14 protein-coding genes are annotated in these 13520 nt (G+C 65.4%); 5 read left to right on the forward strand and 9 right to left on the reverse strand.

What is annotated here, in order from left to right:
* Positions 1 to 3: 3 nt before the first annotated feature.
* From ACFW0H_RS22770 to ACFW0H_RS22810, 9 genes are all read right to left on the reverse strand, one after another.
* Complete coding sequence (locus ACFW0H_RS22770; protein ID WP_422916120.1) at positions 4 to 963, reverse strand: PDR/VanB family oxidoreductase; 960 nt, start codon at positions 961 to 963, stop codon at positions 4 to 6.
* An 85-nt stretch (positions 964 to 1048) separates the two neighbouring features.
* The gene (locus tag ACFW0H_RS22775; RefSeq protein ID WP_422916121.1) at positions 1049 to 1789 is read right to left on the reverse strand and encodes an SDR family NAD(P)-dependent oxidoreductase; all 741 of its coding nucleotides are present in this window, start codon (positions 1787 to 1789) and stop codon (positions 1049 to 1051) included.
* Positions 1790 to 1942: 153 nt separating this feature from the next.
* The gene (locus ACFW0H_RS22780; protein ID WP_422916122.1) at positions 1943 to 2419 is read right to left on the reverse strand and encodes an aromatic-ring-hydroxylating dioxygenase subunit beta; all 477 of its coding nucleotides are present in this window, start codon (positions 2417 to 2419) and stop codon (positions 1943 to 1945) included.
* 82 nt (positions 2420 to 2501) lie between these two features.
* A complete protein-coding gene (locus tag ACFW0H_RS22785) occupies positions 2502 to 3776 on the reverse strand; it encodes an aromatic ring-hydroxylating oxygenase subunit alpha (protein WP_422916123.1) in 1275 nt (424 codons plus the stop codon).
* Between the two features lie 165 nt (positions 3777 to 3941).
* The gene (locus ACFW0H_RS22790) at positions 3942 to 4457 is read right to left on the reverse strand and encodes a nuclear transport factor 2 family protein (protein WP_422916124.1); all 516 of its coding nucleotides are present in this window, start codon (positions 4455 to 4457) and stop codon (positions 3942 to 3944) included.
* A 5-nt stretch (positions 4458 to 4462) separates the two neighbouring features.
* A complete protein-coding gene (locus tag ACFW0H_RS22795; RefSeq protein WP_422916125.1) occupies positions 4463 to 4825 on the reverse strand; it encodes an IacB protein in 363 nt (120 codons plus the stop codon).
* A gap of 27 nt (positions 4826 to 4852) precedes the next feature.
* The gene (locus ACFW0H_RS22800; protein ID WP_422916126.1) at positions 4853 to 6025 is read right to left on the reverse strand and encodes an acyl-CoA dehydrogenase family protein; all 1173 of its coding nucleotides are present in this window, start codon (positions 6023 to 6025) and stop codon (positions 4853 to 4855) included.
* 25 nt (positions 6026 to 6050) lie between these two features.
* Entirely contained in the window at positions 6051 to 7163 is a 1113-nt protein-coding gene (locus ACFW0H_RS22805) for an amidase (protein WP_422916176.1), read from the reverse strand.
* 371 nt (positions 7164 to 7534) lie between these two features.
* A complete protein-coding gene (locus tag ACFW0H_RS22810; RefSeq protein WP_422916127.1) occupies positions 7535 to 7744 on the reverse strand; it encodes a hypothetical protein in 210 nt (69 codons plus the stop codon).
* A 146-nt stretch (positions 7745 to 7890) separates the two neighbouring features.
* On the opposite strand from ACFW0H_RS22810, the gene ACFW0H_RS22815 reads away from it, so the two are divergent.
* The 5 genes from ACFW0H_RS22815 (at position 7891) to ACFW0H_RS22835 (ending at position 13498) form a co-directional block, all read left to right on the forward strand.
* Entirely contained in the window at positions 7891 to 9042 is a 1152-nt protein-coding gene (locus tag ACFW0H_RS22815; RefSeq protein ID WP_422916128.1) for an ABC transporter substrate-binding protein, read from the forward strand.
* Between the two features lie 218 nt (positions 9043 to 9260).
* Positions 9261 to 10298, forward strand: a complete 1038-nt coding sequence (locus ACFW0H_RS22820; RefSeq protein WP_422916129.1) for a branched-chain amino acid ABC transporter permease — start codon at positions 9261 to 9263, stop codon at positions 10296 to 10298.
* A complete protein-coding gene (locus ACFW0H_RS22825) occupies positions 10295 to 12094 on the forward strand; it encodes a branched-chain amino acid ABC transporter ATP-binding protein/permease (protein WP_422916130.1) in 1800 nt (599 codons plus the stop codon). Before ACFW0H_RS22820 ends, ACFW0H_RS22825 begins: the two co-directional genes overlap by 4 nt.
* Positions 12094 to 12885, forward strand: coding sequence for an ABC transporter ATP-binding protein (locus tag ACFW0H_RS22830; protein WP_422916131.1), 792 nt, complete (start codon positions 12094 to 12096; stop codon positions 12883 to 12885). The genes ACFW0H_RS22825 and ACFW0H_RS22830 overlap by 1 nt, the downstream gene beginning before the upstream one ends.
* A gap of 136 nt (positions 12886 to 13021) precedes the next feature.
* Complete coding sequence (locus tag ACFW0H_RS22835; RefSeq protein WP_422916132.1) at positions 13022 to 13498, forward strand: MarR family winged helix-turn-helix transcriptional regulator; 477 nt, start codon at positions 13022 to 13024, stop codon at positions 13496 to 13498.
* The last annotated feature ends 22 nt before the right edge of the window (positions 13499 to 13520 follow it).

Consider the following 13520-nt stretch of genomic DNA (forward strand, 5'->3'; position numbering starts at 1 on the left):
CGGTCAGATGTCCAGCACCAGTTTTTTCGACTTGGCCCGCGAGCAGCAGACCAGGATCTGGTCGTTGGCGGCCTTTTCTTCATCGGTCAGGTAGACGTCGCGATGGTCCGGTTCGCCTTCCAGCACGTCGCACAGGCAGGTGCCGCAGACACCCTGTTCGCAGGAGATCTCTATCTTGATGCCGACACCGGCCAGGGCGTCGACGATGCTTTGGCCCTCGGCCACTTGCACGGTCTTGCCGCTGCGCTCAGCCACCACTTCGAAGCTGTTGCCGCTGGCATCCACTGCCACCTGGAAGTACTCGCGGTGGATGTGGTCCTCGGCGTAGCCGGCCTTGCGGGCCTCGCTGATCACCCAGTCCATGAACCCGGCCGGGCCGCAGACGTAGACGTGCACGCCTTCGGCCGGCTGGCCGAGCACTGCGGGCAGGTCGAGTTTCTGCGCGGCATCTTCGTCATCGAAGTGGGTGTGCACGCAGCCGGCGAAACTGGCCTCGGCCAGCTCATCCAGGAAGGCGGTTCGACTGCGCGAACGGCCGCAATAGTGCAGCTCGAAGGCGCTGTCCCTGGCGGTCAGCTCGTGAGCCATGGCGATCATCGGGGTGATGCCGATGCCGCCGCCGACGAGGATCGAGCGGCTGGCGCCCGCCGCCAGGGGGAACAGGTTGCGCGGGGCGCTGACGGCGACGCTGGTGCCTTCAGTCAGCAGTTCGTGGACGGCCACGGAACCGCCACGGGATTCCGGATCGCGCAGCACACCCAGACGGTAGACGGCGGCGTTGGCCGGGTCACCGCAGAGCGAGTACTGGCGCACCAGGCCGGGCTTGACGTGGATATCCACATGGGCGCCGGCTGCGAACGCCGGAAGGGCTTTGCCCGAGGGATCGGCGAGATCGAGGATCACCACGCCCTCGCCCTGCTCCTGCCGCTTGCGGACCACCAGATTCAACACTTGCTCACTCATACCGCCCTTCCCGCACCTTTCAAGGTGCTGCTTGTTTTCGTTCGTTGTTACTGGCCGCGCGGCACGTACGCGCGGCGTTCTTTCTTCAGCGCATGAAGAGGCCGCCGTTCACATCCCAGGTCGCCCCGGTTGTGAAATAGGCTTCCGGACGCGCCAGCTGCACCACCAGGTCGCCAAGGAAATCGGCATCGCCCAGGCGCTTGACCGGGATGTTGGCGAGCAGCCCTTCCATGCGCTCCGGCGGTACTGCCGCGCGCACTGCCGGGGACTCGATGGGCCCCGGGGCGATGGCGTTGACGGTCACACCATTGGCCGCCAGCTCCTTGGCGAAGACCTTGGTCAGGGTGACGATGGCGCCCTTGGACGCGGCGTAGTGCGCGCCGGTGGCAGTGCCGCCGTTCTGCCCAGCCAGGGAGGCCATGTTGACGATCCGTCCGTAGCCGGCCGCCGCCATGTGGGTGCCAAACACCTGGCAGCCGACGAAGACGCTGCGGGTGTTGAGGCTCAGGACGCGGTCGAACTCTTCCGGACTGATCTGCATCACAGGCGTGGTCATGGTCATGGCGGCGTTGTTCACCGCCACGTGCAGGGCGCCGAAGCGCTCCACCACTGCTGCCAGTGCCGCCTCGAAGTCGGCCTTGCTGGCGACATCGAGCTTCAGCGCCAGGCTGCGCTGGCCACTCGGGTCGAGCCTGTCGGCGGCGGCCTGGGCACGCTCCAGCGACAGGTCGGTGATTGCCACCGTGTAACCGGCGGCGAACAGACGGCTGGCGATGGCGAGACCCAGGCCTTGCGCAGCGCCGGTGACCAGTGCGACTTGGGTCATGGCGCGCTCCCGAGGGTCGGTCCATGGGCTCGCGAGCTAGAGCGAGACAAGGAAGAAATGGCTGAGAGAGCGGAGTTTACGTGCAGTAAATGAGCATCTCGAAGCCATTGATGACGCAGTATCGCCGACGCGCAGCAGCTCATGGATTGGCCCTCAGAGGATGTAGCCGATACCTGCCAGGGTATCGGTCGAGTTGATCAGCTGAATCAGCTTGCGCTGGATCTTGAAGCACTCGCCTTCGCGCTTGAGCTGGAAGGTAATGTCGGCGGTGTAGTGCTTGAGCACATCCTTGCGGAACTCGCGCAGGTTCTGCGCGCAGCGCACGGTCACCACGCTGTCTTCCTCGCCCAGCACGCGGAAGCGCGACAGGGCACGCACGGTGCGGGCACGCGGGCTGGTGGAGATGGACTCGCCGCCGATCAGGCGCTGCACGCGCAGCTGGCGCATGTGGTGGTCGTCGTAGGCGTAGTTGAGGGTGTTCTCGAAGTCGGTCTCGGTGGGATCGATGGGAATGATGTAGGTGCCCTTCTCGGTCCACAGGTTCAGCCAGGCGTCGAATTCGCCATGGTCCAGCATGTCCGCTTCCTGCCAGATGAAGGCGCTGACGTGATTGAGCAATTCAAGGTTCATGGTGGCTCTCTTCAATTTGTGCGTTGCGAGGTGACGCCATCCCTTGCCCCTCTCCCGCTGGCGGGAGAGGGGCGGACAGGGGTCACACCGACATCATCTTTTTCCACTGCTGATAGGCCGCGCGCATGCCGGTCTCGGCGCTCACGTCGCTGATCAGCCCGTCCTCGCTCTCTTTCTCGCCGGGCAGGCCGCGGTTGAGCATGATCCAGAGGTCGGTGCCGGCCTGGGCGCCCTTCTGTACGCGCTCCCAGGCCTCGGAGTCGTCCGGGGTGCCGAAGCCCATGGGGCCCTGGAAGTGCTCGTGCAGGCGCAGGCGGTAGCGGTTGGCCACGGCCGGGCCGCCGTCCATGGTGATCACCGCGTGGTGGATCTCGGTCTCGTTCACCGAGATCGGCTGCAGCACGCGGAAGAAGGCCATGGAGCAGGCCACGTTGGGGAACAGGTTGAGGTTGAAACCGGAGCCACCGACGGCGCGGACGATGCGGCGCACCTGCTGCTCTTCGATGCCTTCGGCGCGCAGTTCCTCGGCCAGGGCTTCGAAGCGCTCGGGGATCGGTTTGTCGAGGTCGGCTTCCAGATCCACCAGCTCGGGAATCATCACCATCACGCTGTGGCCGTTGCCGAGGTCTTCCACGTAGCCCGGACCCTTCACGAAGTCGAAGAGCTCCAGGGTCTGCTCGTCCACCGAGGACAGGAACGACTTGTGCACCAGCGGGAAGTGGTAGGCGTCGGTGGTGTTTTCCAGCTGGATCTTCCAGTTGCCGGGGAAGCGGAAGCGGTGCTCGCCGGAAACCTTCACGCCGTAGCCGGCGCCCTGCTTCATGAACAGGTCGATCCACTTCTTCGCCGGGCCGAGGAAGTCCACCAGCGGCTCGATGTCGTCCTTGAAGGTGGCGAAAATCATGCCGTTGTATTGCTCGACCCGCAGGCTCACCAGCGGCAGCTCGCCCTTGTCCAGGCAGTCGGCGTAGCTTTCCGGGTGCGGCACACCGCGCAGGCTGCCGTCGAGGGCGTAGCTCCAGCCGTGGTAGGGGCAGACGAAGCTGTTGGCCTTGCCCTTCTTGTGCTCGCAGACGGTGGCGCCACGGTGGCGGCAACGGTTGAGCAGCACGTGCACGTCCTTCTTGCGGTCGCGCACCACGATCACCGGCTGCTTGCCGATGTAGGTGCTCTTGTAGCTGCCGCCCTCCGGAATTTCGCTGGCGTGGGCGACCCAGATCCAGGTGCTGTAGAAGACCTTCTCCAGCTCTTCGTCGAAGAGGCGGGCGTCGGTGTAGAGGGAGGTGTGCACGCGGTCGTGCAGCACCAGGTCGGCCGGCGAGCTGGCCAGGTTCACGGTTTCGATCAGGTTGGTCACGATCACTCCTCGTCGGCGCAAGGCGCCGACTCACAAAAAATTTCGCCCGCTCTGCCCGGAATTCGAAGTCCCGGCTAGCGCGGCCTCCGTAGGGTGGGCTTCAGCCCACCGCCAGGCCTCTTTGGTGGGCTAAAGCGGAACGCCGCCCGGCCCACCCAACGTTTGTTACTCGCCGTTCTTGCCCGGCACCGGCAGGTGCGCGTCGTTGTTCCACGCCTCCACCGGCCGGCTGAACAGGTTCTCGGTCTGGAAATGCGCCATGCGCCAGGCGCCCTCTTCCTCACGGAACTTCACCGTCAGGCGTGCCGCATTGAGGTGCGAGGCGCCGCTGGCGAAGGTGGAGGTCTGCAACATCACCCAGCTGCCCTCTGCGCTCTCGCCGTTCACACGAATCAGCTCCGAGCAGAGGAAATGCACGTTCAGAGCGAAGTGCGCCGGCTCCACCCTGTAGGTGTCGAACATGGCGGCAATGGCTTCGCGTCCCTGGTAGCCGCCGAAGCTCTTGGCGTACTTGGCGCCCTTGCCTTCCCAGACGGCGTCGACGGTGAACAGGCCGGCCAGCTCATCCAGGGGCGTGCGGGCATCCAGGGCGTCGCACAGTTCCATGTAGCGGTTCATGCAGGCGCGCACGGCATGTTCGTTTTCCAGCTGGCGCAGACGTGCTTCGAGGGCTTGGCTCATGGCGGTCACGCGCGCTGGATGATCAGTTCGCGGCCGGTGCGGGCCTCGACCTTGGCGTAGCGCCAGAGCTTGTACATGCCGTCGCCCACCGGGGTGGTGCGGAACAGGTTGCAGGCGGCGTGGACGGTTTCGATGTCCGGCACGTCGGCCAGCAGGTAGGTGGTCCAGGGGTAGCCGGTGCTTGGTCCGACCATGCTCTGGTCGTCGTCCATGTTGCCGAACACCTTCACACCGGGCAGGTCGTGGATGCCGTTCCACATCTCGCTGAAGGCGGCCCAGACCTGGAGCTGCTCTTCGCGCGGGGCATCGAAGAAGTTCTGGTTGATCCCCATGCAGAAGAGGACGCGCAGGGCTTTTTTCTCGCTCATCGAAATCACCGATCAGTCAGTTGGAATTCACAGGTAGCCGGGCAGCGGCTTGTTGCCGAAGAAGATCGCGCCGGCGTTCTGGTAGGTCATGTCGCCCATGAAGGCGTGCTGGGTGATCACCAGGGTGTCGTTGACGAAGCGCGACAGCGGGTTTTCGCGGTACACACCGGACATGCCCGAGAGCATCTGCGCGCTGCGCGCCACTTCGGCGGACACGCGGGTGGCGTGGGTGGAGGACAGGCGCAGCAGGTTGGTCTGCTCCACGCTTACCGGATCACCGGCCAGCACGCTGGCCCAGGCGTTTTCCATGGCCTCGTAGAACCAGGCGCGGGCGGCGCGCAGTTCGGCCTCGGCCTTGGCCATCTGCATCTGCGCCAGTGGGCGGTCGGCCAGGGCCGGAGCGCCGGTAACGGAGAAGCGGCCGGTGGCCATGCCGGAGAGGTAGTCCAGCGCGGCGCGGGCAACGCCCAGGCCCACGACAGAGAGCACCTGGGTGGCGAAGGACAACGAGGGGTAGCGGAACATCGGCTCGTCGAGGTTGGCCGGACCACCGCGCACGAAGGTCCACTCTTCGGGCACCACCACGCCTTCGATCACCACGTCATGGCTGCCGGTGCCGATCAGGCCGACCACGTCCCAGGTCTCCTCGATCTTCACCTTCTCGCGGGGCATCACCGCCAGGCGTGGCAGGCCGACTGTGTCACCGTTCTTCGGGCTGATGCCGACGCCGATCAGGGTGGCGCCCATGCAGCCGCTGGAGAATTTCCAGCGTCCGTTCACTTCCAGTCCGCCCTCGACGAAGGCCGCCGGCTGCGGCGGGAAGATGCCGCCGGCGAAGACCACGTCCGGACCGTTGGCGTAGACCTTCTCCAGGGTTTCCAGGGGCAGCGCCGCCAGGTACACCGGGTTCATGCCGAAGCTGGCCACCCAGCCGGCGGAACCGTCAGCGGCGGAGATGTCCTCCACCATCTGGCAGAACTCCATGGGCGAGCACTGGTCACCGCCGAAGCGGGTAGGCACCAGGGCACGGTAGACGCCGAGCTCCTTGAACCGCTCGATCACGTCCTGGGAAATGAATTTCTGCCGGTCGAATTCCTCGCGCCGGGCACGCTCGCGGATATCGGCGAGCAGCGTCTGGAATCCTTCACTCGCGGTAATCGGGGAGGGGCGCTGGTAATCCAGCTCGCTTAGCGAAGACATGGGGCTCTCCAGGTGGGCTTTGTGGTTATTGTTCGAGGCGACGCACAAGCTCGCGGGCGACTGCCAGCAGCAGTTCATCCGCGCCCCTGGCGGCAACGAGTTGCAGACCCACCGGCAGCTTCGAGGCGCCCTCGAAGGGGATGCTCAGTGCCGGATGGCCAGTGAGGTTGAAGGGCCGCACAAAGGCGGTCATGCCGATGGCCGCGCGGGTGTCGGCGGCGTCCGCCACCAGGGCCGGGTAATCCGGCATGGTCGGCAGGGCGAGGATCGGGCAGCGCGCCAGGGCGGCATCCACTTCGGCGGTGAAGGCGGCGCGGACGACCTCGGCATCAGCCAGGGCGGCGTCGGTGGTGGCGCTGGCGGCCAGCAGTCGGGAGGCGACATCGGCGCCCACCAGACCGCTTTCCACCAGGTGTCCACAGGCATTCCAGGTTTCCCGGTTGATGATGGCGAGGCCGGCGTCATAGGCGGCCGGCATGCCCGGCAGCGGCGCACTGCGCAGTTCGAAATCGGAGGCTTCCAGCACGGCGTCCAGGGCGGCCTGCACTTCTCGATTGGCTTCCACCGGCACGACGCCGATGCGAATGCCACTGACACCGGGCAGCACACCGAAGGAAGGATCGATGGTGCCCATGGCTTCGATGAGCATGTGGATGCTGGCAGCGAAGGGGCCGACGCAGTCCAGGGAGGTCTCGGCCGGCATCACGCCAGCGCGGCTGACGCGACCGAACGTGGGCTTGAGGCCGAACACACCGCAGCAGGCGGCGGGGATTCGCACCGAACCACCGGTATCGGTGCCCAGGGCAAAATCACAGAGGTCAGCGGCGACGGCCGCGGCCGAGCCACTCGAGGAGCCGCCGGGAATACGGCCGGGGTAGCGCGGGTTGTCGGCGGTGCCGATCCAGGCGTTCAGGCCGGTGGTACCGAAGGCCAGTTCATGCAGGCCGGTCTTGCCGGTGATGCGGCAATCCGCATCCAGCAGCGCCTGGACCACATCGGCATGGCGCTCGGCGTCGGGCGCTTCCTCCAGCGCGCGGCTGGAGGCACGGGTGGGATGGCCGGCAACGTCGATGGTGTCTTTCACCATCACGGTCCTTCCGGCCCCACCCAGCTCCAGCTTCTCGACCACTATCGTCATCTGCATCACCCATTGGCGTTCTTGTTGGTGCCGACCGATCCCGGTTTGGGTGTCGATCGCGTAAATCCAGAATCAGAATAATTACGTGAAATGTCAATTGAATTATCACTGGAAAATGAGTGTGTAGATTAGGTGCATTTTCACGTAATCGAGCACCAGTCTCGTGCAGATCGGTAACAGTCCAGAAACTCAAAATATCTCTTATCTGATTAATAAAACCCTTGTATTTCAATATCTTATTATCTAATAAAGAAAACTTCTCATTTAAAACCAAGGAAACACCGTGAATCCCTGGCGCCCACAGGCGTGCGTTTATCGAACAGAATATTTGCGATTTATTGCGATTTTTTATGAGCAAAAACGTGGATTTTTCAGAGCAAAAATTCATGCTTTTTAGCCCCCAAAAACCACCTCTGGAGAGACCAGCGGAAGGCCAGCCAGAGCGGTGTCAAAGCGGTTTTCTGGAACAGGCCGACAGGGTGTTCGGAAAGCGCCGAAAGAAGGGCAGCGAGCACGGGCCAACAACCGTTCATCGGCCCGGCACCGACATGGCGCAGGTTTTTCTGGCACGGGAGCTGCACTCCGGACTCCCGTCGAGCGGGATACCCGCCGGTAGCGCCAACAGGCGCCAGAACAACAAAAAGGCGGCGGGCGCCCGCGCACCAGCTCCTCCGGGAGCATTGCGGACCCTGCCTCTGGAATAGCCTTGCAACCCTCGGAGAACGTCATGCTCTTCAAACAAGCCGTGTCCACCCTGCTCCTCAGCGCCGCCTGCCTGGCCAATGCCCAGGCCGACGTGAAGGTCGGCGTCATCACCTCCTCCACCGGGCCGCTCGCGCTGGTCGGGCTACCCCAGAAGAACTCGACACCATTGCTGCCCTCCCAGGCCGGGGACCAGAAGGTGACCTACATCCCCCTGGATGACGGCAGTGACCCCACCGCTACCGTCAAGGCACTGAAGAAGCTGATCAGCGAAGAGAACGTCGACGCCATCATCGGCCCAAGCGGTTCGCCCAATGCCATGGGCGTGATCCAGTTCGTCGCGGAGGCCGGCGTGCCGTTGCTGGCGCCGGTGGGCACCGCGTCCGTGGTGCTGCCGATGAACGAGCAGAAGAAGTGGGTGTTCAAGACCACCCAGAACGATGACCTGATCGCCAAGGCCCTGGTGGGCGACATGGCCGCACGCGGCGTGAAGACCCTGGGCTTCATCGGCACCGCCGACCCCTATGGCGAGAACTGGTCCAAAGTGATGGGCGCCCTGGCCGCCGAGCACGGCATCAAGCTGGTGGCCAACGAACGCTTCCAGCGCCAGGACACTTCGGTCACCGGCCAGAGCCTGAAGGTGCTCGCGTCCCGCCCCGACGCCGTGCTGGTAGCCGCGCCGGGCAGTGCCGCGGTGCTGCCGCAGACCACCCTGTTCGACCAGGGCTATCGCGGCCAGATGTACCAGACCCACGGTGCCGCGCTGCCGGACTTCCTCAAGCTCGGCGGCAAGAAGGTGGAAGGCACCATCCTCGCCGCCAGCCTGATGCTGGTGCTCGATCAGATCCCTGACGGCCATCCTTCCAAGCAGGTCGCCGGTGAATACGTGGCGGCCTACGAGAAGCTCAACGGCAGCAAGCCGGCCACCTTCGGCGCCAACACCTTCGACGCCGGCCTGCTGCTGCAGAAGGCCATTCCGCTGGCTGCCGCCAAGGCCGCGCCGGGTACGCCGGAGTTCCGCGCCGCCCTGCGCGACGCACTGGAAGCCAGCCGCGAAGTGCCCGCCACCCAGGGCGTCTACAACATGACCCCGGATGACCACAGCGGCTTCGACGAGCGCGGCCGCGAGCTGATCCAGGTGAAGAACGGCACCTGGACCCTGCTCGGCCGCAACTGATCGTCAGGCACAGGCTCTTCGTAGGGTGGACAGCGCTTTTCTGTCCACCACACGGAGCCCGGGTCGAGCACCGACGGTGGATGAAAAAAGCGTCATCCACCCTACGCACTGATCGCCTCGCGCGCCCCGTAGGGTGGGCTTCAGCCCACCGCTCGATGGTGGGCTGAAGCACCACCCTACAAGTTTGCGCGCCCCATACCGCAACAAGAGTTCCCACCATGAATCTCCAGATAGCCCTGCTGCTCGGCCAGGACGGCATCACCAACGGCGCCATCTATGCACTGCTGGCCCTGTCGCTCCTGCTGGTCTTCACCGTCACGCGCATCCTGCTGATCCCCCAGGGCGAGTTCGTCACCTATGGCGCGTTGACCATGGCCAGCCTACAGGCCGGCCAGCCCACCGCGCTGGTCTGGCTGCTGCTCGGCCTGACCCTGGCGGACTGCGCCATGGACCTGTTTGACGCCGCCCGCGCCAATCGCGGCTTCCGCTTCCCGAAACGGATAATCCCCAAGCTCGCCTATGCCCTGGCCATGGTCGGCCTGGTGCGCGGCCTGCCGCTGGCGGAGCTGCCGATGGCCGTCCAGGCGCTGCTCACCCTGGCGCTGGTGGTGCCGCTGGGCCCGCAGCTCTATCGCCTGGTGTTCCAGCCGCTGGCCTCGGCCAGTTCCCTGGTCCTGCTGATCGTTTCCATCGCCGTGCACGTGGCCATGGTCGGCATCGGCCTGTTGATGTTCGGCCCGGAAGGCGCACGCACCGCGCCCTTCTCCGAAGCCGGCCTGACCCTCGGCCCGGTGACCTTCAACAGCCAGACCCTGTGGGTCATCGCCGTATCCCTGACACTGATCATCGGCCTGTTCCTGTTCTTCGAGCGCAGCCTCTACGGCAAGGCCCTGCGCGCCACCGCGGTGAACCGCCTGGGCGCGCGGCTGATGGGCATTTCGCCGAACCTGGCGGGCAAGGCCACTTTCGCCCTGGCCACCTTCATCGGCGCGCTGTCGGGCATCCTCATCGCCCCCATCACCACCCTCTACTTCGACTCGGGCTTCGTCATCAGCCTCAAGGGTTTCGTCGGCGCCATCATCGGCGGCCTGGTCAGCTACCCGGTGGCCGCGCTGGGCGCCCTGGGCGTGGGCCTGATCGAGGCCTTTTCGATGTTCTGGGCCAGCACCTACAAGGAGATCATCGTCTTCACCCTGATCATCCCCTTCCTGCTCTGGCGCTCCCTCACCAGCCGTCATGTGGAGGACGATGAATGAACCCGCGCTACCTGATCCTCGCCCTGCTGGCCGTGCTCGGCATCGCGCCGCTGGTGCTGCCGCCCTACTACGTCACCCTGCTCAATTACATCGGCCTCTATACGCTGGTCGTCCTCGGGCTGGTGCTGCTCACCGGTGTCGGCGGCATGACCAGCTTCGGCCAGGCGGCCTTCGTCGGCCTGGGTGCCTATACCAGCGCCTACCTGACCACGGTGCCGGAACTGCCGGGCTGGCTCGCCTGGGCCAGCGCCTCGCCCTGGCTGACCCTGCTGGTGGGCCTGGCCCTCACCGGCGCGGTGGCCCTGCTGCTCGGCGCCCTGACCCTGAAGCTTTCCGGCCACTACCTGCCGCTGGGCACCATCGCCTGGGGCCTGTCGCTCTACTACCTGTTCGGCACCCTGGAATCCCTCGGCGGCCACACCGGGGTCAGCGGCCTGCCTTCCATCTCCCTGTTCGGCTGGGAGCTGAACAAGGGCGAGGAGATCTACTACCTGATCTGGGCCGTGCTGCTCTGTGCCATGCTGATCACCCAGAATCTCCTGGATTCCCGTGAAGGCCGCGCCATCCGCGCACTCAGGGGTGGCCAGCTGATGGCCGAATCCATGGGCGTGAACACCTTCCGCTCCAAGCTGGTGATCTTCCTCATCTCGGCCCTGTTCGCCGCCCTTTCCGGCTGGCTCTACGCCCACACCCAGCGCTTCGTGAACCCCACGCCCTTCGGCCTGCACATGGGCATCGACTACCTGTTCATGGCGCTGATCGGCGGCGTGGCCAGCGTCTGGGGCGCCCTGCTCGGCGCCGGCACGCTGACCATGCTCAAGCAATGGCTGCAGGACCTGCTGCCGCAGCTCTTCGGCAGCACCGGCAACTACGAGGTGATCGTCTTCGGCCTGATCATCATCCTGCTGATGCAGCGTGCGCCGGGCGGCCTCTGGCCCCTGCTGCTGCGCCTGGTGCCGGATGCCTGGAAGCCACGCAAGGCGATCAAGGCGGCGGAACTCACCGCCGAGCTGCCGCGTCGCGATCTGCCGGCCGCCGGTGAGGTGCTGCTGGAAGCCCGCAACGTAACCCGTCGCTTTGGCGGCCTGGTGGCCAACAACGAGATGAACCTGAACCTGTGCGCCGGGGAAATCCTCGCCCTGATCGGCCCCAACGGCGCCGGCAAGAGCACCCTGTTCAACCAGCTCTCGGGCGTCGACACCCCCACCTCGGGCGAGGTGCTGTTCCGGGGTGAGCGCATCAACGGCATCCCTTCCCGCGCCATCGCCCGCATGGGCATGAGCCGCACCTTCCAGCATGTGAAGCTGCTGCCGGAAATGAGCGTGCTGGAGAACGTCGCCATCGGCGCCCACCTGCGCGGCCACAGGGGCGTGCTCTCCGCCGCCCTGCGCCTGGACCGCGCCGAGGAAGCCGAGTTGCTCGGCGAAGCCCGCCGCCAGCTCGAACGCGTCGGCCTGGGCGACTACCTGCACGTGGAGGCTGGCAGCCTGGCCCTGGGTCAACAGCGCATCCTGGAGATCGCCCGCGCCCTCTGCGCCAATCCCTGCCTGCTGCTACTCGACGAGCCCGCCGCCGGCCTGCGCCACAAGGAGAAGGAAGCCCTCTGCACCCTCCTCAGCCGCTTGCGCAGCGAAGGCATGGCGATCCTCCTGGTGGAGCACGACATGGACTTCGTCATGGGCCTGGTGGACCGCGTGGTGGTGATGGAATTCGGCCAGCGCATCGCCCACGGGCTGCCGGCCGACGTGCAGAAGGACCCGGTGGTGCTGGAAGCCTACCTCGGAGGAGCGGAGTGATGAACATGCCGATTCAAGACCTGAACCAGCCGGAAAACCGCGTGGCCAATGCGGTGCTGGACGTCCGCGACCTGTGCGTCGCCTACGGCAAGGTGGAAGCGCTGAGCAATGCCAGCCTGCGGGTCGGCCAGGGCCAGATCGTCACCGTGATCGGCCCCAATGGCGCCGGCAAGACGACCCTGCTCTCTGCCATCATGGGCGTGCTCGGCTCCCGTGGCCGGGTGGACTTCGACGGCAGCCTGGAAGCGGTGCCGGACGTGGAAGTGATGGTCTCGCGCGGCCTCGGCCTGGTGCCGGAAAAACGCGAGCTGTTCAGCAGCATGACGGTGGCCGACAACCTGCTGCTCGGCGCCTTCCAGCGCCATCGCAGCGGCAAGCGCGACCATGGCGAAACTCTGAAGGAGGTCTATGACCTTTTCCCGCGCCTGTGGGAGCGCCGCGACCAACTGGCCGCCACCCTGTCCGGCGGCGAGCGGCAGATGCTCGCCGTGGGCCGCGCACTGATGGCCAGGCCCAAGCTGCTGATGCTCGACGAACCCAGCCTCGGCCTGGCGCCGCTGATCACCCGCGAGATCTTCCGCATCATCACCACCCTGCGCCAGCAGGGGGTGTCCATCCTGCTGGTGGAGCAGAACGCCCGCGCCGCCCTGCGCGTGGCCGACTATGCCTACGTGCTGGAGACCGGTCAGATCGCCATGCAGGGCCCCGCCGCCCAGCTCGCCGATGATCCGCGCGTGATCGAGGCTTACCTGGGCCTGGCCAGCAAGCACCAGGAGATGCTCGCCGGTTGATCCCCCGGCCCGGCCGCGAGGCCGGGCCACCCGCCGGGACTGACCAAGGTCAAGTCCCGGCCACTTGGCTGTCGACAGGCTCGACGCAACCCCCTATAACTCTCCCCCTGTCTGCAGGAACCTATGCCCCACTCGCATGAGCACCCCGAAGAAGCGCCTCAATCGTTACAACCCCGCCAGTGACGACTTCAAGAAAGAAGAGTTTCCCTTCTACTGGATCGCCCGCGTCTACGGCCGCTACAACATGGCCATGGAAAAGACCCTGAAGAAGATCGACCTGGACATCCCCCGCTGGCGCATCCTCTTCATCCTCAAGGAGAACGGCCAATCGAGCATCTCGGAGATTTCCGAGCACGCCATCGCCAAGCTCTCCACCGTCACCAAGATCGTCTACCGCATGAAGGACGACGGCCTGGTGGACACCGCTCCGTGCAGCAATGACGGCCGCGTCACCCAGGTGACCATCACCGAGAAGGGCCGGCAGGTGGTGGAAGAAATCCAGGCCAATACTGCGCACATCTTCACCAACAGCTTCAGGGACCTCACCGAAGCCCAGATCGCCAAGCTCAACGGCACCCTGGAAAAGATCTACGCGAATCTGCCGGAGGATTGAGGTGCCGCCGGCACCATTCCTG

This window comes from Metapseudomonas cellulosilytica (genome assembly GCF_049334135.1).
GTDB lineage: Bacteria > Pseudomonadota > Gammaproteobacteria > Pseudomonadales > Pseudomonadaceae > Metapseudomonas.